The sequence below is a fragment of the Micromonospora sp. NPDC048835 genome (genome assembly GCF_040649995.1).
Classification (GTDB): domain Bacteria; phylum Actinomycetota; class Actinomycetes; order Mycobacteriales; family Micromonosporaceae; genus Micromonospora.
In genome coordinates this window covers 125,319-151,873 of record NZ_JBEZGM010000010.1, presented here as the reverse complement: position 1 = coordinate 151,873, position 26,555 = coordinate 125,319, and the positions used below count along the sequence as shown (strand labels likewise).

Annotated in this window: 21 protein-coding genes and 1 tRNA gene; 16 read left to right on the top strand and 6 right to left on the bottom strand. The window is 65.4% G+C overall.

The window, feature by feature from the left end; genetic code table 11:
* Positions 1 to 45 precede the first annotated feature (45 nt).
* The 4 genes from AB0C15_RS14810 to AB0C15_RS14795 are packed head-to-tail and all read left to right on the top strand — an operon-like array spanning position 46 to position 6,683.
* Positions 46 to 1,656: a type I restriction-modification system subunit M gene (locus AB0C15_RS14810; RefSeq protein ID WP_357352004.1), complete on the top strand. Its 1,611-nt coding sequence runs from the start codon at positions 46 to 48 to the stop codon at positions 1,654 to 1,656.
* Complete coding sequence (locus tag AB0C15_RS14805; protein WP_357352002.1) at positions 1,643 to 2,452, top strand: hypothetical protein; 810 nt, start codon at positions 1,643 to 1,645, stop codon at positions 2,450 to 2,452. Before AB0C15_RS14810 ends, AB0C15_RS14805 begins: the two co-directional genes overlap by 14 nt.
* Positions 2,449 to 3,627 carry a restriction endonuclease subunit S gene (locus tag AB0C15_RS14800; RefSeq protein ID WP_357352000.1) on the top strand — a complete coding sequence of 393 codons (1,179 nt, stop codon included), beginning with the start codon at positions 2,449 to 2,451 and terminating at the stop codon, positions 3,625 to 3,627. Before AB0C15_RS14805 ends, AB0C15_RS14800 begins: the two co-directional genes overlap by 4 nt.
* Positions 3,624 to 6,683: a type I restriction endonuclease subunit R gene (locus AB0C15_RS14795; RefSeq protein WP_357351998.1), complete on the top strand. Its 3,060-nt coding sequence runs from the start codon at positions 3,624 to 3,626 to the stop codon at positions 6,681 to 6,683. Before AB0C15_RS14800 ends, AB0C15_RS14795 begins: the two co-directional genes overlap by 4 nt.
* 204 nt (positions 6,684 to 6,887) lie before the next feature.
* Here the strand turns inward: AB0C15_RS14795 and AB0C15_RS14790 are convergent, their stop codons facing one another.
* The 5 genes from AB0C15_RS14790 to AB0C15_RS14770 form a co-directional block, all read right to left on the bottom strand.
* On the bottom strand, positions 6,888 to 8,363 hold the full coding sequence (locus AB0C15_RS14790) for an SAVED domain-containing protein (RefSeq protein WP_357351996.1): 1,476 nt from the start codon (positions 8,361 to 8,363) through the stop codon (positions 6,888 to 6,890).
* A gap of 17 nt (positions 8,364 to 8,380) precedes the next feature.
* Positions 8,381 to 8,878, bottom strand: a complete 498-nt coding sequence (locus AB0C15_RS14785) for a Mov34/MPN/PAD-1 family protein (protein WP_357351994.1) — start codon at positions 8,876 to 8,878, stop codon at positions 8,381 to 8,383.
* Entirely contained in the window at positions 8,875 to 10,164 is a 1,290-nt protein-coding gene (locus AB0C15_RS14780; RefSeq protein WP_357351992.1) for a ThiF family adenylyltransferase, read from the bottom strand. The genes AB0C15_RS14785 and AB0C15_RS14780 overlap by 4 nt, the downstream gene beginning before the upstream one ends.
* The gene (locus AB0C15_RS14775; RefSeq protein WP_357351990.1) at positions 10,161 to 10,529 is read right to left on the bottom strand and encodes a hypothetical protein; all 369 of its coding nucleotides are present in this window, start codon (positions 10,527 to 10,529) and stop codon (positions 10,161 to 10,163) included. Before AB0C15_RS14775 ends, AB0C15_RS14780 begins: the two co-directional genes overlap by 4 nt.
* Positions 10,530 to 10,739: 210 nt before the next feature.
* Positions 10,740 to 11,702 carry a hypothetical protein gene (locus AB0C15_RS14770; RefSeq protein WP_357351988.1) on the bottom strand — a complete coding sequence of 321 codons (963 nt, stop codon included), beginning with the start codon at positions 11,700 to 11,702 and terminating at the stop codon, positions 10,740 to 10,742.
* A gap of 630 nt (positions 11,703 to 12,332) precedes the next feature.
* Here AB0C15_RS14770 and AB0C15_RS14765 point away from each other — a divergent pair.
* From AB0C15_RS14765 to AB0C15_RS14755, 3 genes are read left to right on the top strand one after another with little or no spacing between them, the layout of a single operon-like run.
* Complete coding sequence (locus AB0C15_RS14765) at positions 12,333 to 12,554, top strand: hypothetical protein (protein WP_357351986.1); 222 nt, start codon at positions 12,333 to 12,335, stop codon at positions 12,552 to 12,554.
* Positions 12,551 to 13,945: an N-6 DNA methylase gene (locus AB0C15_RS14760; RefSeq protein ID WP_357351984.1), complete on the top strand. Its 1,395-nt coding sequence runs from the start codon at positions 12,551 to 12,553 to the stop codon at positions 13,943 to 13,945. Before AB0C15_RS14765 ends, AB0C15_RS14760 begins: the two co-directional genes overlap by 4 nt.
* A complete protein-coding gene (locus tag AB0C15_RS14755) occupies positions 13,942 to 14,556 on the top strand; it encodes a restriction endonuclease subunit S (RefSeq protein ID WP_357351982.1) in 615 nt (204 codons plus the stop codon). The genes AB0C15_RS14760 and AB0C15_RS14755 overlap by 4 nt, the downstream gene beginning before the upstream one ends.
* A gap of 146 nt (positions 14,557 to 14,702) precedes the next feature.
* Here the strand turns inward: AB0C15_RS14755 and AB0C15_RS14750 are convergent, their stop codons facing one another.
* The gene (locus AB0C15_RS14750) at positions 14,703 to 15,599 is read right to left on the bottom strand and encodes a hypothetical protein (RefSeq protein WP_357351980.1); all 897 of its coding nucleotides are present in this window, start codon (positions 15,597 to 15,599) and stop codon (positions 14,703 to 14,705) included.
* A gap of 683 nt (positions 15,600 to 16,282) precedes the next feature.
* Here AB0C15_RS14750 and AB0C15_RS14745 point away from each other — a divergent pair.
* From AB0C15_RS14745 to amcA (AB0C15_RS14705), 9 genes are all read left to right on the top strand, one after another.
* Entirely contained in the window at positions 16,283 to 19,357 is a 3,075-nt protein-coding gene (locus tag AB0C15_RS14745; RefSeq protein WP_357351978.1) for a VWD domain-containing protein, read from the top strand.
* A 64-nt stretch (positions 19,358 to 19,421) separates the two neighbouring features.
* Positions 19,422 to 19,497 (top strand) — tRNA-Lys (locus AB0C15_RS14740).
* Positions 19,498 to 19,990: 493 nt separating this feature from the next.
* Positions 19,991 to 21,637, top strand: coding sequence for a DUF262 domain-containing HNH endonuclease family protein (locus AB0C15_RS14735; RefSeq protein ID WP_357351976.1), 1,647 nt, complete (start codon positions 19,991 to 19,993; stop codon positions 21,635 to 21,637).
* A gap of 382 nt (positions 21,638 to 22,019) precedes the next feature.
* Entirely contained in the window at positions 22,020 to 23,381 is a 1,362-nt protein-coding gene (locus AB0C15_RS14730; RefSeq protein WP_357352148.1) for a hypothetical protein, read from the top strand.
* 7 nt (positions 23,382 to 23,388) lie between these two features.
* On the top strand, positions 23,389 to 24,273 hold the full coding sequence (locus AB0C15_RS14725) for a phosphotransferase (protein WP_357351974.1): 885 nt from the start codon (positions 23,389 to 23,391) through the stop codon (positions 24,271 to 24,273).
* A 448-nt stretch (positions 24,274 to 24,721) separates the two neighbouring features.
* A complete protein-coding gene (gene amcA / locus AB0C15_RS14720; protein WP_357351972.1) occupies positions 24,722 to 24,877 on the top strand; it encodes a multiple cyclophane-containing RiPP AmcA in 156 nt (51 codons plus the stop codon).
* Positions 24,874 to 25,209 carry a hypothetical protein gene (locus tag AB0C15_RS14715; RefSeq protein WP_357351970.1) on the top strand — a complete coding sequence of 112 codons (336 nt, stop codon included), beginning with the start codon at positions 24,874 to 24,876 and terminating at the stop codon, positions 25,207 to 25,209. Before amcA (AB0C15_RS14720) ends, AB0C15_RS14715 begins: the two co-directional genes overlap by 4 nt.
* The gene (gene amcB / locus AB0C15_RS14710) at positions 25,206 to 26,348 is read left to right on the top strand and encodes a cyclophane-forming radical SAM peptide maturase AmcB (RefSeq protein ID WP_357351968.1); all 1,143 of its coding nucleotides are present in this window, start codon (positions 25,206 to 25,208) and stop codon (positions 26,346 to 26,348) included. Before AB0C15_RS14715 ends, amcB begins: the two co-directional genes overlap by 4 nt.
* A complete protein-coding gene (gene amcA / locus AB0C15_RS14705) occupies positions 26,345 to 26,527 on the top strand; it encodes a multiple cyclophane-containing RiPP AmcA (RefSeq protein ID WP_322442471.1) in 183 nt (60 codons plus the stop codon). Before amcB ends, amcA (AB0C15_RS14705) begins: the two co-directional genes overlap by 4 nt.
* The last annotated feature ends 28 nt before the right edge of the window (positions 26,528 to 26,555 follow it).

The following is a 26,555-nucleotide window of genomic DNA, read 5'->3' as shown; positions in this document are numbered from 1 at the left end:
GCCACTCCCTTGTTGCGCCGACGAGCTCTGGTAAGACTTCACCCTGTGACGACAGAGCCGGCTTGGACCACCGCTGCTGAGGACCGCAAGAAGGAGCGGGAGCGAGCTGAACTTCACCGGGTGATCTGGAAGATCGCCCACGACCTGCGTGGAAGCGTGGATGGCTGGGACTTCAAGGCGTATGTGCTGGGGACGCTCTTCTACCGATTCGTCTCCGAGAACCTGACGGCCTACCTCAACGAGGCCGAGCGCAGCGCAGGCAACGAGGACTTCGATTACCGCTACCTGTCCAACGCCGATGCCGAGCTCGGACGCGAGGAGACGGTCAAGGAGAAGGGCTTCTTCATCCTGCCCCAGGACCTCTTCGTGAACGTGCGTGAGCGGGCCAGCAAGGATGAGAACCTCAACGAAACTCTGACGCGGGTCTTCACTAACATCGAAGCCAGCTCGGTCGGCACCCCGTCCGAGGACGACATTAAGGGCCTTTTCGCCGACCTCGACGTCAACAGCAGCAAGCTCGGCCCCACCGTAGCGAAGCGCAACGAGAGGCTGGTCAAGCTCCTCGACGCGATCGGATCGCTGAACTTCGGCAACGGCGAGTTCAACGAGAACACCATCGACCTGTTCGGTGACGCGTACGAGTTCCTGATGCAGATGTACGCATCCTCGGCCGGCAAGTCTGGCGGGGAGTACTACACACCGCAGGAGGTCTCCGAGCTGCTCGCCAGGATCACGGTGGTCGGCAAGACCGAGGTGAACAAGGTCTACGACCCCGCCTGCGGCTCGGGTTCGCTGCTGCTGAAGTTCAAGAAGGTGCTGCCCAATGGGGTCCGGCAGGGCTACTTCGGTCAGGAGATCAACCTAACCACGTACAACCTGTGCCGGATCAACATGTTCCTGCACGACATCCCGTACGAGAAGTTCGACATCGCCCACGGCGACACGCTGGTCGACCCGCACCACTGGGACGACGAGCCGTTCGAGGCGATCGTCTCCAACCCGCCCTACTCCACGCGCTGGGAAGGCGACTCGAACCCGCTGCTGATCAACGACGAGCGGTACGCCCCCGCGGGTGTGCTGGCGCCGAAATCGAAAGCTGACCTGGCGTTCACGATGCACATGCTGTCGTGGTTGGCGGTCAACGGCACGGCCGCGATCGTCGAGTTCCCCGGTGTGCTTTACCGTGGCGGTGCGGAGCAGAAGATCCGCAAATACCTCATCGACAACAACTACGTCGACACCGTCATTCAGCTCCCACCGGACCTCTTCTTCGGGGTGACTATCGCGACCTGCATCATCGTGCTAAAAAAGTCGAAGACTGACAACCGGGTGCTCTTCATCGACGCCTCGGCCGAGTTCACGCGCCAGGGCAATAAGAACAAGCTCGCCGCCGCCCACCAAGCCAACATCCTCGAGGCGTTCACCCGCCGGGTGGCCGTCGACCACTTCGCGGCCCTGGTCGACTACGAGACCATCCGCGAAAACAACTACAACATCGCGGTCAGCTCATACGTCGCGGCGGAGGACGTCCGCGAAGCGGTCGACATCAAGGCCTTAAACGCCGAAATTTGCCGGATAGTCGCTCGCCAAGCTGAGCTGCGTACCCAAATCGACGCCATTGTCGGCGACTTGGAATCCAACGATGCGACTGTCTGAACTATTGTCCAGGGCCCCGGCCACCGAGGAGGCGCAGGTCGAGCGTTTCCTTAATGCCCGCCTGGCCTGGGGCAAACATAAGACGATCGAGGTCGGCAAAGTCGCTATCAACTTCAAGTGCAAGACCTGCGACGACGTTCGGACGTTCATGTCGGGCGACAAGCTGTCCTGCCTCGGCGTTGGTGATCGCGTGGTGAGCATCGACGCGTGCCTCAAATGCCCAGTTTGCCAAGCGGCCATAGAAGCCTGGTTCCTCGTAGTGTCAAGGGATGAAATGGACGGACCGGCACCGACCGTGCGGTTGGAGCGCTATGTCGACAACCGGCGCGGCATGGCGAGCCGGGTCGGAGTCGGCGCCGGTGATTTCGATGATCTGCTGGAGCGTGCTCAGCTCGCCTACGAGGTGCAGCTCGGTGCGGGATCCATGGTCTATCTCCGGAAGATCTTCGAAGCGATCACCAATCAGGTCGCCGATATAGCAGGCATACCCACCATGGGCAACAATGGCCGTCGCAAGCCGTTCCGCGGCCTCCTGCAGGAGGTCGACGAGCAGCATCACATCATTCCGTCGGCATTCTCCAGCGACGGGTACAAGTTGTTCAGCGAGCTGAGTGAAATCGTCCACGGAAACTCAAGTGAGGAAGTGGCACTGCAGAAGTACCACCCCTGTCGAAGACTGGTCATCGGAATCATCCATAATGTCGCCAGCGATCAGGAGATGAAGCGGGCGATTGATGCGCTCGGATGGAATCTTGGCAGGGTGAATGTGTCTCCGAGTGCGGTGATGGCACCATGAGCGAGTTCGATAGGCGGCTCGCCGAGCACTGCCCCGATGGTGTTGAGGTCATGATGCTCGGCGAGGTCGGAACCTTTGTCCGCGGACGTCGCTTTACCAAAGCTGACATGGTCGAGGAAGGAATTCCCTGTATCCACTACGGGGAAATCTACACAGAATATGGCGTGTCCGCACGTACCACCGTCTCGTATGTGAGGGAGGATCTGCGCAATCAGCTGCGCTACGCCCAGCCGGGGGACGTGATCGTCGCTGGCGTTGGGGAGACGGTCGAGGATGTGGGAAAGGCCGTGGCTTGGCTCGGCGAGGGAGAGGTCGCGATCCACGATGACTCGTTTCTGTTCCGGAGCGAACTCAATCCGACCTACGTCTCCTACTACTTCCAGACCGGCACCTTCCGTGCTGATAAAGAACAACATGTCTCCCGAGCCAAGGTGAAAAGGCTCTCCAGCAGTGGCCTGAGTAGGGTCACGATCCCGGTTCCTCCACTTGAGGTACAGCGCGAGATCGTGCGGATCCTTGACCGGACGACTCAGCTGCAAGCTGAACTGCAAGCTGAGCTGCAAGCTGAGCTGCAAGCCCGCACGCGCCAGTACGAGCACTACCGGGAACAACTCCTTACATCTGTCCAGAGTGTAAGGCGGGCAAGTTTGAGTGAGCTGTTCGATATGCGTGCAGGCAAGTTTATTGCCGCATCAGAAATCACCGCAACGCCCGATGCGGACCATCTAATTCCTTGCTTTGGTGGCGGCGGGCATAGGGGCTACGTTGCGATGCCAAACCATGAAGGGGACAAGGTTCTCATCGGGCGTCAGGGTGCTCTGTGCGGGAACGTTAAGCGAGCATCAGGATCCTTCTATGCAACTGAGCATGCCGTTGTTGTCCACGCGAAGCCGGGAGTGGACATCCGGTGGGCTTACCATATGCTGACCGCGATGAATTTAAACCAGTATGCTTCTAAATCTGCGCAGCCAGGATTAGCGGTCGGAACGATTGCGAGACTTGAGGTTGCCGTTCCGTCATACCAAGAACAGCAAGCGATCGGAGCGAAGCTCGATCAGTTCAATGCGCTGATAAATGAACTCTCCGTAGGACTCGGGGCAGAGATCCAAGCTCGGCGGAAGCAGTATGAGCACCACCGGAACACCATTCTTACGTTCCCGGAGCGAGTGGCGTGAGTCAGGGCGGCAGTGTGGAGGCACCGGATTCGGGGCTGCGGTACGAGCCGATCGTTGTGAGCGACGAGGCGACGGTGGTCGCCACGTACGAATCGGACGGTGGCAGCGATCAGGGCTACCAGTCTGAGGCGGAGCTTGAGGCCGAGTTCATCAAGATGCTGGGGCAGCAGGCGTACGAGCGTCTCCACATTAAGTCGTCGGCTGACCTGGAGGTAAACCTTCGGCGTCAGCTGGAACTGTTGAACAATGTGGTCTTCAGTGACGACGAGTGGAAGTGGTTCTTCGCCAAGAAGATTGCCTCGAAGAATGAGGGCATCGTCGAGAAGACGGCGCGCATCCAGGAGGACCCGATCCAGGTTCTCGCGCGCGACGACGGCACGAGCAAGAACATCAAGCTGATCGATAAGTCGAACATCCATGCCAACCGACTCCAGGTGATCAACCAGTACGAGGCGGTCGGTGAGGGTGCTAGGACGGCTCGCAAGCACCGCTATGACGTAACGATCCTGGTCAACGGGCTGCCGCTGGTGCATATCGAGCTGAAGCGGCGCGGGGTGCCCTTGAAGGAGGCGTTCAACCAGATCAGCCGCTACCAGCGGGAATCGTTCTGGGCCGACTCCGGACTGTTCGAGTACATTCAGCTCTTCGTAATCTCCAACGGCACGCACACCAAGTACTACGCGAACACGACTCGTGCCCGCAAGGTGGCTGAGTCCGAGGACGGCAAGCGTAAGCGGAAGCAGACATCGAACTCGTTTGAGTTCACCTCATGGTGGACTGACGCGGAAAACCGGCGCATCGGTGACCTCGCCGCGTTCACGCGGACCTTCTTCTCCAGGCACACGCTGCTGAACGTGTTGACGAAGTACTGTGTCTTCGATGTCTCTCGTACCCTGCTGGTGATGCGGCCTTACCAGATCGTGGCGGCTGAGCGGATCCTGCGGCGAGTGGTGTCGTCGGCGAAGGTGGCCGGGCCGAAGGCCGGCGGCTACATCTGGCATACCACCGGGTCGGGAAAGACGCTGACATCGTTCAAGACGGCGCAGCTCGTGTCGAAGATGGATGGTATCGACAAGGTTCTCTTCATAGTGGATCGCAAGGATCTCGACTACCAGACGATGCTGGAGTACAACCGCTTCGAGAAGGACTCGGTCAACGGGTCACGCTCGACCGCCGAGCTAAAGCGGCAACTCCAAGACCAGAACGCCTCGATCATCGTCACCACGATCCAGAAGCTGGCGCGCTTCATCGAGCAGAACAAAGGCCACGAGATCACCGAGGGTCACGTGGTGTTGATCTTCGACGAGTGCCACCGGAGCCAGTTCGGGAGCATGGGAACCGCGGTGCGCAAGGCGTTTCGCCGCTCGCACCTCTTCGGGTTCACCGGCACCCCGATCTTCCCGCAGAACGCCGGCGGGGCGACTAAGGACACTACCGAGAAGATCTTCGGCGACCGACTGCACAGGTACACGATCCTGGACGCGATCAACGACGGAAACGTGCTGCCCTTCCGCGTCTCGTACCAAAACACTGTGCGGGCAGCGGATGACGTCGAAGACAAGCAGGTCGCCGGAATCGACACCGAAGAAGTGCTGCGCCATCCCGAGCGAATTCGGAAGATCGTGGCGTATGTCCTCGACCACTTCGATACCAAGACCATGCGCACCCAAGGGTACAGCCTAGGTGAGAAGCGGGTACGCGGCTTCAACTCGATGCTGGCGACTGCGTCAATCCCCGCCTTAAAGGTCTATTATGACGAGTTCACCCGGCAGCAGACCGAGCGTGCGGCCGCGGACCCGTCCTACCAGCCGCTGAAGATCGCCTCGATCTTCAGCTACGCGGTCAACGAGGACGAGGAAGTCGGCGGCATCCTAGATGACGAGGCGATGGACGCGGATCAGCTCGACGCCTCCTCGCGCGACTTTCTCGAACGCGCGATAAGCGACTATAACGCCGACTTCGGCACGACGTACGACACCTCCGCGGCGAAGTTCGAGAACTACTACAAGGACCTCGCGCGTCGAGTAAAGGATCGTGAGGTTGACCTCGTCATCGTGGTCAATATGTTCTTGACCGGGTTCGACGCAACCACGCTGAACACGCTGTGGGTGGACAAAAACCTCAAGTCCCACGGACTGATCCAAGCGTTCTCCCGTACGAACCGGATCCTCAACTCGGTCAAGGCCTACGGCAACATCGTTTGCTTCCGCAATCTTGAGAAGGCCGTCGACGATGCCTTGGTGCTCTTCGGTAACTCCGAGGCCAACGAAGTGGTGCTGCTGAAACCGTACACCTACTACCACGCCGCGTATGTCAGCCAAGTTGTGCAACTCCTGCAGCTGTGCCCACCCGGAACGGAGCCATTCGGGGAGGCTCAGGAGAAGGCGTTCGTCGTGCTCTTCGGCCGGATCCTCAGGCTGCGCAACATCCTGACCTCCTTCGACGAGTTCAGTCACGACGAGTCGCTGCCACCGAGGCAACTGCAGAACTATACGAGCGTCTACAACGCACTGTGGGAGAGGCGCCGCAAGCGGGATGCCGGCAAAAAGGAGTCGATCCTCGACGATGTCGTCTTCGAGATCGAGCTCGTCAAGCAGGTTGAGGTCAACTTCGACTACATCCTGATGCTGGTACAGAGGTGGCGTGATGAAGGCCAGGCCAATATGAGCGAGGAACGCAGGTTGCCGCTGCGTGCCATCGCGGACGCCATCGATGCGAGCCCATCGCTGCGAAACAAGAAAGACCTGATTATGGACTTTGTCGACTCCATGTCGGTCACTGGCGAGGTCAACAACGACTGGCGCGACTTCGTCACCAAACGACGAGAAGCCGAACTCGCCGAGATCATCCACGCCGAGCGCCTTCGGCCCGAGCAGACGAAATCGTTCATTGAAGCGGCCTTTCGCGACGGCGCGATCGCAACCGCTGGAACGGCGATCACCCAAGTCCTGCCGCCGGTCTCGCGCTTCGCGAAGGACAACAATTTCGGCACCAAGAAGGAGCGCGTCGTCGCGATGCTGACCGAATACTTCGAACGCTTCTCCAAGTTGGCCTGAAAGGCGCCCCTGTCGTAAGTCACCCGGACTTTTGGATCCGGCTACATCCCGCCGGTTGATTTTGGCTCTGCCCCATGGTCCAAGGGCCGGCGCGACGACCACGGCATAGCCACGTGTTCATCGTGAGCCCAGTCCCGGCGGTTACGTGAGCGACGACATGCAATGCGGCTTGGCTCTGGCTCGGTGAGCCTTGCTATGGGAGCGTTAGGCGGCCACGGTGAAAGCTTTGACGTAGCCGCGGCCCGGTCCGAGGTCTTCGTACACGTCGGTTGGCGCGACACGGTTCCAGCGGTTGCCGAGGAGGAGAGCAAGTCCGCCGGGGCCGGCGAGGAACAGATGCACCCGGTCGCTGGGCGTTGTTTCGAGGTGCGCGCGAACCGCGTTGCGCAATGCCTGCGCGTAGGCGACGGCTTGACCGGGGCCGGCCACCGACTGGTCGTGTGCGCCTTCCGAGGGCAGTAGAACCAGCAGGGATTCGACTGGGAGGCCGGCACCGGTGAGGTACTTGGTGACGGCTGGGGCGGGGTCGATTGTCATGCCGATGGCCACGGCCAGGTCGGGTCCGGCGTCGATCTGGATGACCGCCTGCGTGGGCGGGGAGATGGCGATGCGTGGTGCGTCGGAGGGCCAGGGCGTGCCGTTCTGGATGTAGGTGATATTGGTGCCGGTGACCTGGGAGAGTCGGGCACCGACGGTGAAGAAGGTGGCTTGGCGCATTGCTCCGCGGACGACTATGTCTCGTAGTCCCTGCGCGGATAGGCGTACGACGGCGTTGTCGAGCTGGGTGCTCATCGTGGCCCAGCTGGCGGGGTCGCAGGGCTGTCGCCTGGCCGGTGGGGAGTCGCCGTCGTAGAGGTCCACCCAGTCCAGAGCTTCCGTGGCGTCGTCCGGGTTGGGTTCGCGGTTGATGGCCTGGATCAGCAGTACCGCGCGGGGTTCGTCGGCGCGGAGGTGCAGTCGTTCGATCTCGGCGTCTATGTCTTCGGTGGTGATTTGGCGACGACCGTCGAGGACCCAGTTGGTGACGATGCTCATGCCGCGGTCGAGTGAGTCAACGTCGCCGAGGAGTCCGTTGGCCAGCATGAGGCTCTGTGCCCGGTCCCGTTCGCCGTTGACTGACTGGCCGGGTTTGAACGACAGCGTGTCGAGCATGTCGAGAACGTCGTCTCGTGTGCAGTTCAGGTGCGTTGCCCATTCAGCGACGCGCCTGCTGGCTGCCGTGTTGGGACCAGCCAGTCGTGCGGCCGGGTTGAGCAGGTCGGTGCGTCCATCTAGCAGGCTCAACAGCGGGTCGGCCGGGTCGAGCACCCGGTTGGTGACCAGTTCCATCACGGGCAGCTCGGTGCCGTTGGCTAGCTTCTTCCAGCTGGTGAAGAACTTCTGCAGGAGCGATTTGCTTTTGCTGGTTTCTTGCTTCGTCAGGTAGTCGTTGTCGATCATGTTGGTGGGGTTGGTAGTCCATTTGACCTGGGTGTAGCGGTGTCGTCCGCTGGCCGCTCGGAGCACGACGTCGTCGATGTTGCCGACTCCGTTGATTTCGATCTCCACCTGGTGGAAGTCGTTGGCGGGGTGGATGACCCGCAGTGCGGCGATCCAACCGATCAGGTCCTGATAGTGGTCGCCGAAGCGCCGCACCCCGCTGCGAGACGCGGGTCCAGCGGCGGGCTGCAGCACGGTCATCGGGTTCTCCGGCGGGTTCATGCGGTTATCGAGTTGGACATGATGGTGAGCGGCACGAGCTCGACGGCATGGTGGTAGCAAGCCCAGGCGTGTGCCGTGGGCTGGTGCCAGGTGCCGTTCGGGGCCACGAGGATGAGCGCGAGGAAGGCGCCGAACTTTAGCTCAGGGTCGGCGAGGAACCCGAGGTACGTGTGCAGGTCTCGGACGCTGGGTAGCGGTAGGGCCCCGGGATGGGTGTGCCATTCGCCAATCCACACGCTTCCATCGCGCGCGGACGCCTCGGCAGCGAGCCGCTGGGCGTGGTGCAGGTCGCGGAGAAAGAAGGATGGCCGGCGCACGGCCGCGGGTCCGGGGTCTCCGGCGCTTCTAACCCATACGGTCGCACTGGCGTCAGGGTGGCCGAGGAGCAGTCCGCCAGTTTCGTTGCCATCGGCGGACCTTAGCGCCTCGGCGCGGATCGTTGCAGCGGCAGCTGGGGCCAGGACGACTCGCTCGATCTGGGCGATGTCGTTCACGAGTCCTCGCATGTGGGGCAGCCGGGGATAGGGGCCGTGCCTGGCCGCCACCGGATTGCTCCCGTACGAACCAGGTCGAATGGCGCGGCCCAGCCGGAGTGGGGTCGCAACGCGACGATGGCGTGGTCGCCGGGCAGCTTTTGATCGACCGAGCCGTGGCGCTCAAGAATGGTGGCGACTGCAGCCTTGGCGGCCAGTTGGCCCACGAGGTGAAGATCTGCCCCCACGGCGGCCATAGGGCGGTGTCGTGTCCCGGTCCCGTAACCGGCGTCGATGGCTGGCTCAGGATTCATGGAGCCCCCGTTATGTAGTGCCTGACGCTGGCATACGAGGCAGCCGCGGTCGCGCCAGGGCCGAAGCCGCAGCAGCTCGCCGATTCCGCCATCTTCGAGCACGCATGCCAGGATGGCGTCGACGCGAGCACGGCGTGCGAGGTGGCTGATCACGCGCCGTGGTGCCACCCCGTCGGTCGCGCCAAGTACCAGATCTGTGCGCGGCAGCAGGGCTCGTATCACGTCGGCATCGGTCACCACATCGACGGGGCATGCGAGGACGTCGGTCTCTGGCCGAAGGAGCTGCAGGTCCTCGCGGATCGCGGAAACCTTCATCCGACCGACGTGGGCGGGCCCGCTGACGTGGCGGACCAGGTTGTGCCATCGCAGTCGATCAGGGTCGACGAGAATCAGCCGGCCGACGCCGTACGCGGCGAGCGCGTGCGCCGCGGCGCCGCCGATGCTGCCGACACCGACGACCATGACGGTGGTGCCGGCCAGATGCTGTGCCGGCCAGTACGGCACCAACTGGGCGTTGCCGAGAAGCTCCGGCTCACTTTCGATGTCGAGCGGGACGACACCGTCGCTGGCGACGTGCCAGGCCACCAGATCCTGAATCCGGACCTCGGGAACATGGCCAACTGCGTCCGGCGCGTAGGTGATCGCGATGTACGCCTGCTTTCCCGGGTGCACGAAGCCGGACGCCACGTATCCCTTGAATCCGTCCAGGGTCAGCTGAGTGGTGCGGCGCCGACTTAGGTGCCACAACACATGCAGGTCAGCGTTGACGCGGTACCAGAATCCACTCGGCCGAACCTCGCCGAAGGCCAGGAAGTGCTGGCGTTTAGGCGTGATGTCCACCGGGAGCAGCGGCGTGTCCGGTCCGGAAGAGACCTGGTAGATGTAGCCCGCGTTCTCCGCGTCAGAGACCTTGCACGTCACCCTCCCCCAAGCGCCGCTGCCCCGAATGCGGCCCGCGGCCTCCTTTGGCACCAGGATGATCAGCGGATTCATGAAGCGCCCGCCACTTCGCCAGCTGCGCTGGTCGTTGCGCCCTCCTGGGTGCTCGCGGCGGCAAGTTCGGCGAGCAGACGATCGAAGTGGGAGTCCTCGACGATGCCGTTGATCGTCATGGCCTCGATCACGCCGCGGCTCATCAGCTCGAACTCCACCCGCCACCCGGCCGCCTTCAGCAGCAGCTCCACCAAGGAATCCCGGCCGGTCCACGTCGCGTCGTCTTGGAACAGGCACAGACTGCCATCGCCCATGACATGCCACCGCTGGTCCGTACGTGCGCTGACTGGCGGTTCCGGATCGAGCGGAAAGATCGCTGGCGGCACCATCGGGTACGCATGCCCGTAGACGACCACGATCTGCAAACCCTCCTCACCGACCGCATCTAGCAGGCCGGGCGGTTCCGGGCGGACGAACGGCCAACGAGGCAGGCGCCCCAACCAGCTACCTGCCCCGTCCGGCCGCCACTCCAGGCCAGGGAACCGATCTCGAACCTCTGCCTGATCGCGCGCAAGCCGCCTAGGCTCACACTGCCACCACGTCACCGGCTCCACGATGCTGCTTCCCATGCGCACTCAGCCCTGGGGTGCGTCCCGAACCGGCCGGCTCGTGATCAACGCCGGGCCGGTGACGGCCGGCGACACCTTCTTAGCTGGCGCCGGAAAATCTGCCCCGAACACCTCCTGCCACACGCGCTGGGCTTCGTCGGCGTCACCGTCGGCCGCCAACGCACAGGCCCGGGTCGCCGCCTCCGAGGCACCCGACAGCGCATTCCGCAGCACCGCGATGTCTAGATCGTCTTGGATCGGTCCGCAGTGCCCGGCCGGGTCCTCCACCCCCCAATTCACCTCGATGGCCGCCGCCGTGAAGAACGCCCGCAGAGCCTCGGGCCGGCTGCCGCCACGCGGTATGCACTGCAGCGCGAGCACCTCCATCACCAGCGACTTCACCTTCGTCGGAACCAAGTGGCGCCACCGCTTCAACACCCGGACCATCGGCCGGAAGTGCTCCCAATCTCGCTGATGATCGGCGACCGCGCGGATCAGGTACTCCGGGTCGACCGTGATCCACTCCTCGGTTGCCGCCTGCGGAATCAGCAGCGTCCCATCGGACTGACGCAAGGCCGGCATCGCGTCTACCGTGAACGCGTCCGCCGCCTCAGGCGGGTCCACCCAGCACTTCACGGCGTGGTTGCGCCACCGCGTGTACCGCACGAGCCTTTCCACCGTGCCGTCGGTGGCACCGAGCAGGTACTTAACCCGTCCTCGGGTGTACTCCAGAGCATCACCGGCCGACTCGCCGGGCTTACCCCAGTCGGGATGATCTGCCGGCTGGTAGACGATCACAAGGTCGACATCATGTACCGGATCGAGCTGGGTGCTTCGCGCGAGGGACCCCGACCCGAAGACCTCGGCCGCATCAGGTTCGGCCTTGAACGCCTTCTTGAAGATGTCCCGCCGCTCCCGCGCCAGGTCGACGTGATCCTTGTCGGCGTTCACAATCTTCTGGAAGTCGTCGAATGCCTGCTCAACGCCCATGGCGTCCCCTTCCAACAAGTACGAACGTCTGAACGGCGGGCTTGCCGCGGCATGAGGTGGGCCTGTCGAGCACAGGGGCCGCAGGAAGGCCCGCAGGGCAACAGCGTCGCGGTGGTCCGCATTCCGACCACGCTCGAGACGTCAGTGAGCGTACTGACGGGGTGCGACACTTCTCAGCGCCAGGCGTGGTCGGCGGGGGAGACTGCCGTCATCGAGAGGCTCTCCCGCGCGTGGACCGTACGGCCCGTGCAGCGCCCAACGCCGGGAATGAGCCCGAGTGAGACCCGCTGGTGCAGCCAGCGTGATGGCTTACGGCAAGCTGCGGCACTCGTCGTCGGCTGGGGAGGGACGTCACGCACCTAGCCCAGGGCGATGTGGCATGACGTCTCCGCTTCGGGTGGCGATGCGCGAAGCGCCTGAAGCGCCGACTCAAGGGCCTGTGCCACTGGACATAAGCATCTCCACAAACGCGTATGTGTCTGCGCGTTGTGCGCAGGCCCATACGCGTCTATAGTGGAATCACCTACGGCGGAAGGGGTGGCTCTTGGATGTGATGAGGTCCCGGGCGGTATCGCACGAGGTTCGTGTCGGCCCCTCTGGCCGGCACCTTCGGCTGCGCGGCGGATGCCGATGATCGCCAAGCCGTTGTCTGGCATGTTCACCAGCGTGGTTGCGCCGCTTGGCATCGCGTTGGCCGACGCGCCGTGGGGGGTAGTCGTTGGTGCGTTCTTCCTTGCGCTGGCGCATCGGATACTGCCTCGGGAATCGAAGGATCTTCTTAATCTCTGGCTGCGGATCGTCCCGCGCCGACAAGGGCCGAAGGACAAGCAGGACAAGGGGCAGGGGACATGACCCAGGCATCTGGTAAGCAGACGCGCTCGTCGATGACGGATGACGCGACGGTGCGGCGCCTCACTGACGCACTCTGGCGCAGCCTCGACCGATACCGGGGGGTGCTCAACGTCATTGAGTTCGGCGAAGTCGTGCTCGTCCTGTTGTACATGCGGGGCCGCCCCGCATGGCAGGTGCTGGCTGACGGCTCCTCGAACGCCGAGCGAGCGATCGCCGCCGACTGGTCGGCGAACGGAGAGGACGTCGTTCTCCTAAGTCCTCTGCTGCAATCGCTCCGCAGGGCCGACGACGCGCGTCAGCTGGCGCCCCTCGTCGAGTTGGTCGACCGGATTGACCCGGACGACGTCCCCCTTCCGCAGGTCTTTGGTGCGATGCTTGACCAGGTAAGCGGGGCAGTCGGCAAGGGCGGGGGGGAGTTCTACACGCCCAGGTCCATCACTGAACTCGCTTCAGGACTGCTTGAGCCCGTGCAGAGCGACCGGGTGCTTGACCCCTGTTGCAAGACTGGTGGCTTTCCTGCCGCAATTGCTGACCGGCTGCTCCGGCAGGGCAAGGAGGCCGAGCAGCTGACGGTGGCGATCTCTGACTACTCGGTCCGCTCCTGCGCGCTGGCGTATCTGAACCTGCGCCTGAGGGGGGTAGTGCCGCAGGTGCTGCCGTGGGCCGCCGAAAGCCTGCCAACTGGGGCGCCGGAGAGCCGGTACGACGTGGTAACGGCAAATCCACCGTTCAACATGTCGAACTGGAGCGGTGACCGCGGGCTTGGCGGGTGGTGGCGGTACGGTGCACCACCGGCACACAACAGCAACTTCGCATGGCTGCAGTACGTCATCGCCTCCCTCAACCCTGATGGCCGGGCAGCAGTGGTAATGCCGTACGGTGCAGGACTCTCGGAGAACACCCATGAGCGGAACATCAGGGCCGCCATGCTCAACGACGGCGCGGTGTCGGCAGTCATCGCGCTTCCAGGTCAGATGTTTCCCGGCACTGACATCCCAGTCACGCTATGGCTCCTGCAGCGCTCGCCCGCCGGCCCGCCCTACGAGGTGCTCTTTGTTGATGCAACCGGTCTGGGCAGCGTCCAGCAACGACACCGCCGAACCCTCGCCGGCGCCGACATTGAAAAAATTGTCGAGACGTACCGGCGCTGGCGCGAACACCGGCTTGACGCGGTCGCAGGGTTTGCCGCCGGTGTGCCAATTGAGAAGCTCCGCAGCGACGGGTACCGGCTCAACCCCCGCGCCTACATAACGCCAATTGACGAGGCGCCAGACTTGCGGACGCGCGCCAGGCAGGTGGAAGAACTCACCCGGCGACTCGACCGACTTGCCGAACAAGCTGCCCGCCTCGACCGGACCATCGAGTCCCACCTGAAGGAGCTTTTCCTGTGAACTCGCCGATCGGTCCCGTACCGGACGGCTGGCAGGGGATTCCCCTAGCCGACGTCTGTCACATGGTGGCCGGCCCTTCGAACAGCATGATCCGGCCGGTTGAGACCGATGGCGTGCCGATCGAAGTGGTCGCACCGAAGCACTTGCTGCACGGGCGCATTGCGGAGAGAAGCGCCGTTCTGGTGACGGCGGAGGCGGCCGCTCGTCTCGATCGATATCGACTCGACCCCGGGGACCTAATCTGCGTCCGCACCGGCGACCTCGGCAAGCAAGCCCTCGCTGGACCGGAGCACAAGGGATGGGTCGCCGGCACCGCCTGCTTCCGGCTACGTCCCAAACCGACGATCGATCCCCGGTACCTGCTGAACTATCTGCGGCATCCGGCGGTTCGCGATTGGATCGCCCGGCACGCATCCACAGCCACAGTGCCAACGCTGACCCTCAGCACTCTGCGGACCCTGCCGGTACTCGTGCCTCCGCCCGAAGTGCAAGCGACCATCGGCGAGATCATGAGCGCTCTCGAGGACAAGGCCGCATTACACCGGGAGATTGTCGACGTCACGGAGCAGCTACGCGACTCGCTGTTGCCGCTGCTGCTGACCAACCGATGAACGCCGCGTCCGGGATCCGATGCTGAGCCAGGGCTAGGTGCGGTTCGGCGGCGTCGTCCGCGACGCGACGTTCCGCAGCGCACCGATACTTGTTCGTCCACTGGGTCGAGCGGCCGATTGCGGTGCACCCGGTTCGCTTTTCGCGTTCAGGCGGCTGGCCTTCGACGTGGCCGGTCCCTGATGGCGGCGGCCAGGGCGGCGCCGGTTGCAGCCAGATCGATGGGCGTTCCGGCGAGCTGATTGGTCAGCCCATCGATGCGATATCGCAGCAGCCGCTGATATCGCACCGCATAGACGGCGACATGAGTGACGCGGTGACCATCGTGATGGGCGAGCAGGGCGTACGTCAGGATCTGACGGATCAGCTCGTCGAGGTAGCGGTCTTCGTCGAGTCGACCACTCTTCACCTCCAGCACGGTGGTACCAAGGAGGAAGTCGGCGTGGCGGCGTCCGTCGAGCAGCGACAGCTGCGCGGTCGCCGGCCCGTAGGAGCGGAAAGCGCTGTGGAAGCCACTGGAGTAGCTGGCCCAGACGGTACGGAACGTACGCCTCGTGTGATACGTCTCCTCGGCACGACCGCTGAGGAGACGCGGGTACTGCTTGAGGAGATGCTGCGCGACATCTACGGAGTCCGAGCAATGACGGTCAAGGTCGTTGAGCAAGTTTCGGACGTGAGCGAGCCGACTGGCCCCGGTGAAGATGTGCGCTGGCTGCAGCGCTGAGCCGCTACGGCGCCAAGCGTCGTATGCCGTGGTGGCGTTGTTGGTGGGCCCGTAGCCGGCCATGTGGAGTAAACGGGCCCCAAGGTCGTGGTTGAGGCAGTGGAGCAGGCGAAGGTACGGGCTCTGATCGCACAAGGCAAGACCAATCGCGAGTTCCACAACGTGGCCGAAGAACGACTTGTTCGGCGGGTCGATCAGCAGAACTGGGCAGCGGCGAAGATCGGCCGCGATTTCGGCGCGCAGAACATGCTGGTACGGAAACGTCTCGGCCAGCAAGGCGCCGACGGGATCCTGCGAGGCGCCATGGGATCTGGCGATCATGGTGGTACTCCTCTCAGGGCGGGAGCGACGCTGACCACGGGTGCGGCAGCGTCGGGCCCGACTGGTAGGGAACGCGCGAGACAGGCGGCCCGTCCGGATAGGCGGAACGTCCTCAGCAACCAGATGGGTAGAGCCGCAGGCGGTCTGTGGCCCTCGGCGTTCACGCCGCGTTGTGGGCTCCGCGAGAGGAAGCGGCAACAGGGGAGACGGATAGACCGGCGTCCCGACTCCTGCACCGTACGACGGACATGAGCGACGCACAAGGACCTCTACGCCCACCGCTTTGAGTAGCGTGGCCGGCCAAGCGCCCGGTTCCGCTCAGCTGGCTTGTGGTCGTCCGGGACGCGGTATGCGGGTGCTCGCCGGGTGCTCGCGCGCTGTGGACGACGGGCATCCGGTGGCACACGACGGCCCACAGGCAATGGACTGGTAGGAGATATGGGACTGCCAGCGCCGTGCGGGACCGATGAGCACGGCATCGACGGGGCTCTTAATCCGCGGGTTCGGGGTTCGAGTCCCTGGCGGCGCACCAACGATCAAGCTCTGACGGGTGTCTTCCACCTCGTCAGAGCTTTTTCCTTTCCCGCTCCGGAGCACGACGCTGCCCATCCGGCCCGGCGCCCTGGGACCGGTCCCCGACAGAGCGTACGAAGATCGCCTGCCGCGCCCCTACAGTCCGCTCCATGAGGTGGACGGTGCGACTCGCGGTCCTGTTTCCCGTACTGCTGACCACCCTGGCGGCCGGCGCGGTGAACGCCGCCGCGGCGCCCGCCGACGGCGGCCTCGGCCTGGCCCTGCGGCCCGGCCAGGCCGACTACCGGGTCGGCGACCAGGTCCGCCTCGACCTCACGGTCACGAACACCACGGGCGCGGCGTGCGCGCTGCCGACAAGCGCCGTCGGCACCGTCCAGGTGACCGGGGTACGCCTCGACGGGCGTGATCTCACGCCGACCCTGGCCCGCAGCTTCCACGACGACGGCATCGGTGCTGCCGCCACCGCCGGTCTCACCACTGTGCAACCCGGGGCGAGCACGACGGTGAGCCTGACCGGCGTACGCCTGCACGACGGTGACACTCCGGACGCGGTGCTGCTCCGCTCGGTGGCGGCCACCCCGGACGGCGGTGGCCTGGACACGCTGTGGCCGGTCGGCGCCCCCGGCCGGTACGAGGTGACCGCCGGCTACCTGCCGCTGCCGGTGACCGGCGGGCCGAGCCTCTGCGCGGGCGGGACGACGCTGCGGACCGCGACCTTCACCATCGGCGACGGCGGGACGGTCCCGCGCTGGCTGTGGCTCGCCGGTGCGGCGCTGCTGCTGACGCTGCTCGTCGCGGCGTTGGTGGTGGTCCTCCTGCGCAGCCGCCGCCGGCCGACCGCAGCCGCGGTGGCCCTGCTACTGGTGTCCGTCGGCGCGTTGGCCATCGGCGACTCCCGGCCGGCCCGGGCCGACTACACGGTGGACCCGACCGGTGGCGTGCCGGTCAGCGGCGTCGACTTCCAGGGCGCCGTCGACGCCTGCCTCAAGGGGTTCGCCGCGCCCGGCGGCGACCCGTCCGGCCTGCTCCCGAGGCTGCGGGACCAGAAGTCCCCGCGGGTGCGGATCATTCCGACCACCGGCGGTTCGGGCGCGTTCGAGACGCCGGACAGCCCCGCCGGGAAGGGCTCCTCGACCGTCACCTGGAACCCGACCTCCGTCGAGCCGTACGGCGACGGCGTGGCCCGGGACCCCTGCGCCGCGCTCTACCACGAGCTGAACCACGCCGACGACATCTCCCAGAACAAGGTTCCGCAGGGCGACTGTGGCAGCACCGGAATCCGTACCGCCGAGGTGAAGGCGACACTCGCGGAGAACCGCTACCGGGCGGCGAAGGGCCTGCCACCGCGCACCGAGTACGACGGGAAGACGCTGCCGAAGAACCTCGACGAGTGCAAGAAACCGCCGAAGAAGAAGCCCCCGCAGAAGGGTCCGGTGAAGCTCTGCGAGGAAGGTGCCACCTGCGGCGGCAGCAACGGCGACCCGCACCTGGTCACGTTCGACCGGGTCGCCTACGACTTCCAGGCCGTGGGCGAGTTCACGCTCGTCACCGCCACCGGCGGCGACCCGCTGGAGGTGCAGGTCCGCCAGGCGCCGATGGCCGGCACCCGCAGCGCCTCGGTCAACTCGGCGGTCGCGTTCCGGATCGGCGCGCACCGGGTCGCCCTCACGCTCGCCGACGGCGGCACCCGGGTGCACCTCGACGGCGCGGCACTGGCCGCGCCACCGGAACGCACCGACCTGCCCGGCGGTGGCACCCTCGGCCGCCGCCCCTCCGACACCGGACCCACCGACGGGTACGACCTGACGTGGCCGGACGGCTCCGCGGCGGCGGTGGACCAGATCGGCCACTACGGCTACCGGGTGCTGGTCAAGCTCGCCGACGGCCGGGCCGGGAAGGTCCGCGGCCTGCTCGGCGACTTCGACGGTGACCCGGCCGACGACATCGCACCCCCGTCCGGGACCGCGCTCACCCAGCCGGTGCCCTTCAACCAGCTCTACCCGGCGTACGCGGACAGTTGGCGGATCACCCCGGACCGCTCGCTGCTGCACTACGACGACGGTCAGGACACCGGCACGTTCACCGACCGTGCCTTCCCGGAACGGGAGGTCACCGTCGGCGACCTCGACCCGGCACGCCGCGCCACGGCCGAGCAGATCTGCGCGTGGGCTGGCGTCACCGCCCCCGCCCAACTCGCCGAGTGCGTCTTCGACGTCGCGGTCAGCGGCCGTCCCGAGTTCGCGGTGGCCGGCGCCACCACCGAGCAGGTCGCCCCGCCCGCCGCCCCGCCGATCACCGCCGCAGCCGTGGCGAGCGGCAGCCTGACCCCCGGCGGGGCGCCACTGACGTTCCCCGGCCGGGCCGGTGACGCCGTCTTCGTCGACGCCATCGCGCCCGGGATCGCCGACCGCTGCTCGCCGTACGTGCTCACCGACCCCACCGGCCAGCTCGTCGGGGGCGGCTGCGCCATCAACGGCATCGGGTACGTCGACCGCGTCGACCTCACCACCACCGGCACGTACGCCCTGCGGGTCACCGACGCCCCCGGCGACACCGGACGAGCAGCCGTGCGGGTCTACCTGGCCAGGGACGTCGACGGCACGCTGGAGGCGAACGGCCCGGCGGTCACCGCGACCCTGGACCAGCCGGGTTCGCGGGCCCGGTACCGGTTCACCGGGCGGCAGGGCGAGCGCGTCTACGTCGAGGTGCCCACGAGCACACTTGCCCACCAGTGCTCCCCGCTCGAACTGCGCGACACCGATGACCGGCTGCTGAGCAGCGGCTGCGTCATCAACGGCGTCGGCGAGATCGACGGCACGCTGCTGCCCGCCAACGGGACGTACACAGTGGTGGTCGACCCGACCGGACGCACCACCGGCGCGACCACACTGCGGCTGGTCAGCAGCCGCGACCGCACGGCGACGATCAGCGTCGGTGGTCCGCCGGTCGTCGCCACCGTCGACCAACCCGGCGCGGTCACCACCTACCGGTTCACCGCCAGCGCCGGCACGTCGGTGAGCCTGACCGCGACCGCATCCGACCTGCCCGACCAGTGCGGCGTGCTTGAACTCCGCGCCCCCGACGGCAGCCCGATCACCAGCGGCTGCGTCGTCAACGGGGCCGGTGACATCGAGCCGACGACGTTGCCGGCCACCGGCACGTACATGCTGGTGGTGGACCCGTCCGGGGTCGCGACCGGGCAGGTCACGCTGACGCTGTGGTGAGGTGGGCCCCTGCCTGTTCGGGGTGGCGTCCGGGGCTGCTACCGTCTCGTCCCGTTGCCGGCGAGCGCCGCTAGCTCAACTGGCAGAGCAGCGGACTCTTAATCCGCGGGTTCGGGGTTCGAGTCCCTGGCGGCGCACCAACGAGCAAGGCCCTGACCTGGTGGTTCACACCGGGCCGGGGCCTTCTTCGCGTACGGCGATGGTGGGCGGACGCTCGCTGGGTGCTCGGGAGCCGTTGGACCGGGCGGGCTGCCGGTGGGCGCGGCGCGGTTCGCGTGGGCGGGCGACTCACGACACTGTCCGGTACTCGGTCGATGGACCGGATGGGCGAGAGCCCTTGATGTGCGCCGCCGCCACCACGCCGAAGAGGATCACTACCTGATCCTTGATCTCGTCCGTAACAATTCCGCGCGTGTCACCCGTGCGTCAGTGTGCGCATGATGCGCAAGAGGAACTAACGCACATTTCTAGGATTTACTGTCGATACGGATTCGCTGAGCTGGATTGCCATATGCGATCAAGCCCGTGGCGAAAGTGAACGTGGCACACTCCCTCCTCGCGCCCATGTTTTGCCCGCGATGGAGGTGAGCTGTCAGCATGGCTGGTACCAGGATTCAAGCAGCGGAGCGGCCGGTGGGGGACATCTTCACCGATTCCTATCGGTTCAGCATTCCTCGCTACCAGCGTCCGTATGCGTGGACCGAGGAGCAGGCCGGCGAGATGCTGGAGGACCTTCTGGCCGCGGCGCGTTGCGAACACAAACTCGAAGACTCGGATCCCTATTTTCTCGGCAGCATCGTTCTGGTGAAGAGGGAGGGCCATCCTGAGTCGGAGGTTGTCGACGGACAACAGCGCCTGACCACCTTGATGACGCTGCTCAGCGTAGTCCGACTCTTCCTCCCGGAAGACTTTGCGGCAGCGCTCTACCGGAGGATCTTCCAGCACGGTGATCCGATCCGAGGGTTATCGGACCAGCCGCGTCTGGCTCTGCGCAACAAGGATCAGCCGTTCTTCGAGAAGGAGATTCTGGACCTCGATTCGATGGCAAGGCTCGACGAGATCGCGACCAAGGGCCTTCCCGACAGTCGGCGAAACCTCGTCGCCAACGCTCGCCTTTTTCGGGACCGGCTCGCCGACCTGAGTGATGAAGAGCGCCGACGGCTGGTCCAGTTCGTTGACGGATACACCTACCTCGTCGTCGTGGCAACCCAGGATTTCGACTCTGCGTATCGGATTTTCACCGTCCTGAACGAACGTGGCCTGAGCGTGACTCATAGCGACATCCTCAAGTCCGAGGTCATCGGTGCCGTACCTTCAGATGCCCAGGCCGCCTACACCGCTACCTGGGAGAGTCAGGAGGAGGACCTCGGTCGAGAGGATTTCGCGGATCTTTTTGCACATATCCGCATGATCTACGCAAAGACTAAGGCGCGAGAAGCGATTCTAAAGGAGTTTCGCTCCGCAGTCCTGACCCGGGTGCCGGATCCGCGGCAGTTTATCAATCAGGTGCTGGTGCCTTATGCCGAGGCCTTCCAAGCGGTTAGCCGCTCGGCTTACCAATCAGATGAAGGCGCAGATGAGGTCAACGATCTGCTGACAGCGCTGCAGCTACTGGACAATATCGACTGGATCCCGCCCGGGATGAGCTACTTCAGTCGGCGCAGCGGTGACCCGAAAGCAATCCTTGCATTCACCCGCGACCTCGACCGGCTCGCCGCCAGCATGCATGTCCGACGCTTAGATGTCACACAACGCATAGAACGGTACGGTCGTGTACTCACCGCCATCGAGAACGGCGACGACCTAACGTCACCAACGAGCCCGCTTCAACTGAGCGAGAGCGAGATGGCGAAGACGGTTGACCTCTTGGGGGGCGAGATCTACAGCGTCACTCGCCTGCGCCTCTACGTGATGCTTCGGCTCGATAGTAAGTTGTCATCGGGTGGTGCCAACTACAATCACGCCACGATTTCTGTCGAACACGTCCTGCCGCAGAATCCCAAGGCGGGCAGTCAATGGCTCAGCGATTTCACCGATACTGAGCGGGCCCACTGGGTGCACCGTCTAGCTAACCTCGTACTCCTGAACCGGAGAAAGAACTCGGAAGCCGGAAACCGTGAATTCGACGAGAAAAAGAAGGGGTACTTCACCGGCGGATCGGGCACCTCGCCCTTTCCATTGACTACCCAGGTGATTCAACACGGTGCCTGGACGCCGCAGGTGCTTGGTCAGCGACAGGAAGAGTTGATTGCACATCTGAAGGAGCTCTGGCGTCTATGAAGCGATTGGGCTCAATTGAGCTCACTCGTCGATGCTATACCGCAGCAGCCGCTGATATCGAACGGCGTAAACCGCGACATGCGTGACGCGGTGGCCATCGTTTCGACTGGTGTGGTCACCGCGAAAGTGAGCTGTCTCCTGGATGCGGTTCGGCCGGAATGTAATGCAGGACGAGGCAGGCCTGGATTCTCGCGGTAGCGCGGCGCGGGCGGCGGGGCGCTCCGGAGCCTGCGCTTGATCCCATTAGGACACCGTGAGGGCTCATCGTGGGTCTTCCGGATGCTTCTTCGCGCGGCGACTCTGGATGGGCTGTCGGCCGTCATTGACTTGATGTGACGGCGCGGATGCGCTGTGCTGGCAGGTGGTCGTCGTCCGGTCGGAGGTGCTCGTGGCCGCGCAGGTGGATCCCGAGTGGTGGAGTTCGGGGCTTTGGAACGGTCGACCGATCACTGAGTTTCTGCGGCGGCGCGACATCACCGCGGTCTTCCACTTCCTCCACGCCAGGGGCGTGTCATACGGCCGGATCGCGACTCTTGTTGGCGTCTCGCCCAACCGCGCTGCTGAAATCGCCAAAGGCGTCCGCCAGGTCACGGCCTACGAGGTTTTGGAACGGATCGCAGCCGGTCTTAACATTCCGCGTCCGGCTATGGGACTCGGGCGCGACGAGGACATCGTTGTGCCTCGCGACCCCGACCGCCTAGCCGTGGAGGGTGGAGCGGACCGATCGCCGGCCGGTGCCGCCGCCCGCATCGAGGTCAGCAATCTGGTCAGGCTCCGACTGTGCCTGGACGAGGCTCTGGCAGCGGCGAGTGTCGCTCCTCGGCAGCTCGAGCTGATTGAACAAGCTGCGGGCGAGCATATGAGGGTCTACCCCTCGGCCTCGCCGCAGATCATGCTTGCGCTACTGGCTGCCGATTGCCGAGAGGTCCAGGCGCTTTCGCTTCGGCGGCAGCCGGCGGCAGTCCAGTCACGGCTGTCCGGGGTGGCGGCGTTGCTGGCGACGATGTGCGCTGATGCGTTGATGAGGCTCGGAGACGTGTCCGAGGCTCGACGGTGGTACGGCACGGCGATCCACGCGGCGGACGACAGCGGGGATGCTCGTTTCAGGGTGCTCGTGCGGGCCCAAGCGGCGATGCTGCCGTACTACTTCGGGGATCCAACCCAAGCCGTTGCCCTCGCAGATGCGGCTCTGGCGGTGACGTCGAACGCATCGTCGCCGGGTGCCCTGGCAGCGGCGGGCCGGGCGCGTGCTCTGGCCCGGATCGGCGCCATCGAGCAGGCGCGGTCGGCCATCGATCAGGCACGGCGGCTGTTCGATCAGGCTGGCGACGAGGACACCGACGTGGCGTTCAGGTTTCCGGCGAAGCGGCTGCTGTTCTACCTCTCCGGGGCATACACCTGGCTCGGTGACACGATGGAGGCGTACCGGGTCCAGGACGAGGCATTGCGGCTCTACGGCGCGGCTCCGGCCGTTCCGATCGACGCGGCGCTCATCGCCCTGGACCGGTCGATGTGCCTCGCGCAGGACCGGCGGGCGACCGAAGCGGCCCTGACCGCGCGTGATGCCGTCGCGGACCTGCCCGAGACGCAGCGTACGGAGATCATCCTGACCAGGGCCACCGACGTGGCCTCGGCGATCCCCGAGAAGAACGGGCGCGGCGAGGTCGCCAGCTTGACGGATTACCTCCGGGCGTGCCGCGAGCGCGCCCGTAGTCTTGGGACCACAGCCGCACTCGGTCCCTAGGAGCCCCATGTTCGTCGAGGCGCGCACCCGGCCGGTGCTCGCCGAGGTGTGTCGTCTCCTCGGCTATTCCGACTCGGACGCGGTCCTGCTGCGGCACCACACCAACGCCGTCTACGCAGTCGGTGACGTGGTCGTCAAGGTCGCCCCTGGCGATCATGACCTGGAACGGGTGCGCGGGATGGTGGCCGTGGTCGACTGGCTGGTGGCCCGAGGTTTCCCCACGGTGGGCCTTCATCCGGGCGTCTCCCAGCCGATGCGGGTGGGCGGGTACGCCGTTACGGTCTGGCAGCGTCTGGACCCGGCACACGACGACCCCATCACCGTCTCCGAGCTCGGAAGCCTTCTCCGGGACCTGCACGCCTTGCCCGCTCCGCCGGTGCCGCTGCCTGCACTGCGACCGATCCATGGCATCGAGCGGGCCGTCACCCGTTCGGAGATCCTCAACGGCAAAGAACAGGATCTGTTGATGGGCAGGCTCGAGGCGCTGGCCGCAGGCTGGGAGGCGATGCGGTTTCCCTGCGGCACGAGTCTGATTCAGTCAGATCCGCAGGTCCGCAACGCGCTCCGGCGCTTCGACGGCACGCCCGTGCTGGCCGACTGGGACGGTGCCGCCCTCGGGCCCCGGGAGTGGGACATCGCCACGGTCGCTGTCCACTGCCGTCGGTTCGACCCGCCCGGTCCCGATGCCTTCGCCGGCTTCACCGCCGCCTACGGCTGGGATGCCACATCCTGGCCGAGATTCGAAGAACTGTGCCAGCTCCGTGAGCTGCAGATGATCGCCACCAACGCTCGCAAGTCCCGGCCCGGGACCGAGGCCGCCGACGAGGTGCACCACCGGATCGCGGGCCTCGTCGACGACGCGTCGGAACTCCGCCGCTGGCACATCCTCTGAGCCGAGCCTTGTATTTCGGGCACCGTGTGTCCCCCTCCGCATTGGCTCAGTCGGGACACGGTGAGGCCCACCGTGGCCCACCACGCTGGGTCTGTCTCCCGGCCAGTGCCGCCAGCGATCGTGGACGTCAGGAACACGTCGGCGGAACGGTCCAGGACCATCCTGACCCCCATGGCGCGCCGACGGGCCAGCGGCAAAGTCACGCCAGGGAGACCCAGATGGACGTGCCACTTGGCGACAGGTCGGAACGCGACCCGACGCACCGGCAAGTGCTCGCGCCGGGCACTCCGTCGACCGCACGGGTGACTCCCCGTTCGCGTACCGCCAGCAGGGCTGCGTGGGCGGGTGACCGGCGGTCTGCTCCCAGCCGCTGGCCGACGGCGGTGGGCTCGCCGGTAGGCCGGCAAGCCCACCGCACAAACGCGCCGACGCCGACCGGGAGCTGGCTATGACGGTGTATGTGTCGCGGTACGCGGCGACCGGCGAGCTGACGACAGACCGCGCAGCGGCGTCGGCGCGGCGGGGCTCGACCGATCCGCCACTGCTGACGCACGTCTGGCGGATCGTGTTCGAGCGGCAGGCGCGGGAAAGCGATCGCCGATGAGCGGGGACGGAGTGTCTGCCGCTCAGACAGACCCGGAGCTGCAGTCGGAGCATGTGCCGCTGCGTCCGCTCTGGCTTTGCCGGGCCTGCGGGCAGCCCTGGCCCTGTGGACGGGCCAAGCTCGCCCTGTTGACCAGCTACCAGGGCAGCCGGCTCAACCTGCTGCTCTACCTGTCCGGCTGCCTGCAGGAAGCCATCGACGACCTGCACCGACTCAGCCTGAGCACCACCGGCGACGTCAGGAACCTGTTCGACCGCTTTCTCGGCTGGCCGGCCCGGCACCGCCGCCGCCCGCCCATCGCCGGACCGCAGACACCGGAGGAGGAGACATGACCGTCCGGGACATCGGAATCATCGCCACGACAGGGCAGCCGGCCATCGCCGGGACCTTCCATACCCTGGTCCTGCAGCCCACCAGCTTCTGCAACCTGGACTGCAGCTACTGCTACCTGCCCGACCGGCGCTCGCGCCAGCTCATGTCCGTCTCCGTTGCGACCGCCTGCGCCCGTTCAATCGAGCAGCAGGACAGCGCCCATCCGGTAAGCGTCGTTTGGCACGGCGGCGAGCCCACAACGACGCCGATTGACGTCTTCCAGGCACTGCTCGCTCCCTTCGAGGCTATGCGGCGGGCTGGACGGGTGCGCCACGAGATCCAGACCAACGCGACGCTGATGAACGAGCGGTGGTGCGATCTGTTCGCGGCATACGACTTCGAGATCGGCGTCAGCATCGACGGGCCCGGCATGCTCAACAGGAACCGGCTTGACCGAGCCGGGAACGCGACGACGGCCCGCACGATCCAAGGCACGCGAGTCTTGGCCGAGGCCAGCCTGCCGTACTCGGTGATCTGCGTCGTCACACCCGAAACCATCGACCACGCCAATGACCTCGTCGAGTTTTTCACCGCCCTGCCGGGATGCGAGTCGGTGGGCTTCAACATCGAGGAACAGGAAGGCGCCGCCCGTACGCCGGTGCCGGAGGAAGCCGCGTACCGGTTCTGGAGTCGACTCGTCCGGCACCGACTCGCCGGCAGTCCGCTGCGAATCCGCGACCTGGATCGCTTGGCCGACTACCTCGGCGCCACGCGCGCCGGCCTCACCGACCACGGCCCGTACGAACCGATCCCCACAGTCGCCCACGACGGCCAGGTGGTTCTGCTGGCACCGGAACTGCTGGGTATCAAGAGCCCGCGGTACGGCGACTTCATCGCGGGCAACGTGCTCGGTGAAGCGATCGGCGACATGGTGGCCCGCGCCGGTGAGTTGCGATACGTCGCTGAGTTCGTGACGGCGCTCAACGACTGTGCGGACCGCTGCGCGTTCTACGACTTCTGCCGGGGCGCTCAGGCCGGCAACCGCTACTTCGAACACGGCACCTTCACCGCCCGGGAGACCGGTTACTGCCGCACGACTCGGCAAGCCCTGATCCGCGCCGCCGCGGATCACCTCACCCCTCAAGGAGGACCGTCATGACCAACGCCCTCGCCGCGCTTCTCGACGCACCGCCGGACCGCCTCGCCCTCCTCGGCGTCGACCCGCAGCGCGCGGTAGCGTCGATCGACGCGGCAAAGTTCGACAACCGACCCGCCTGGGACAACAAGGGGAAGTTCGACAGCCGCCCCGGCTGGGACAACTGGAACAAGAAGAAGTAGCCCGCCGACCGGCAGCTCAAGTCGACGC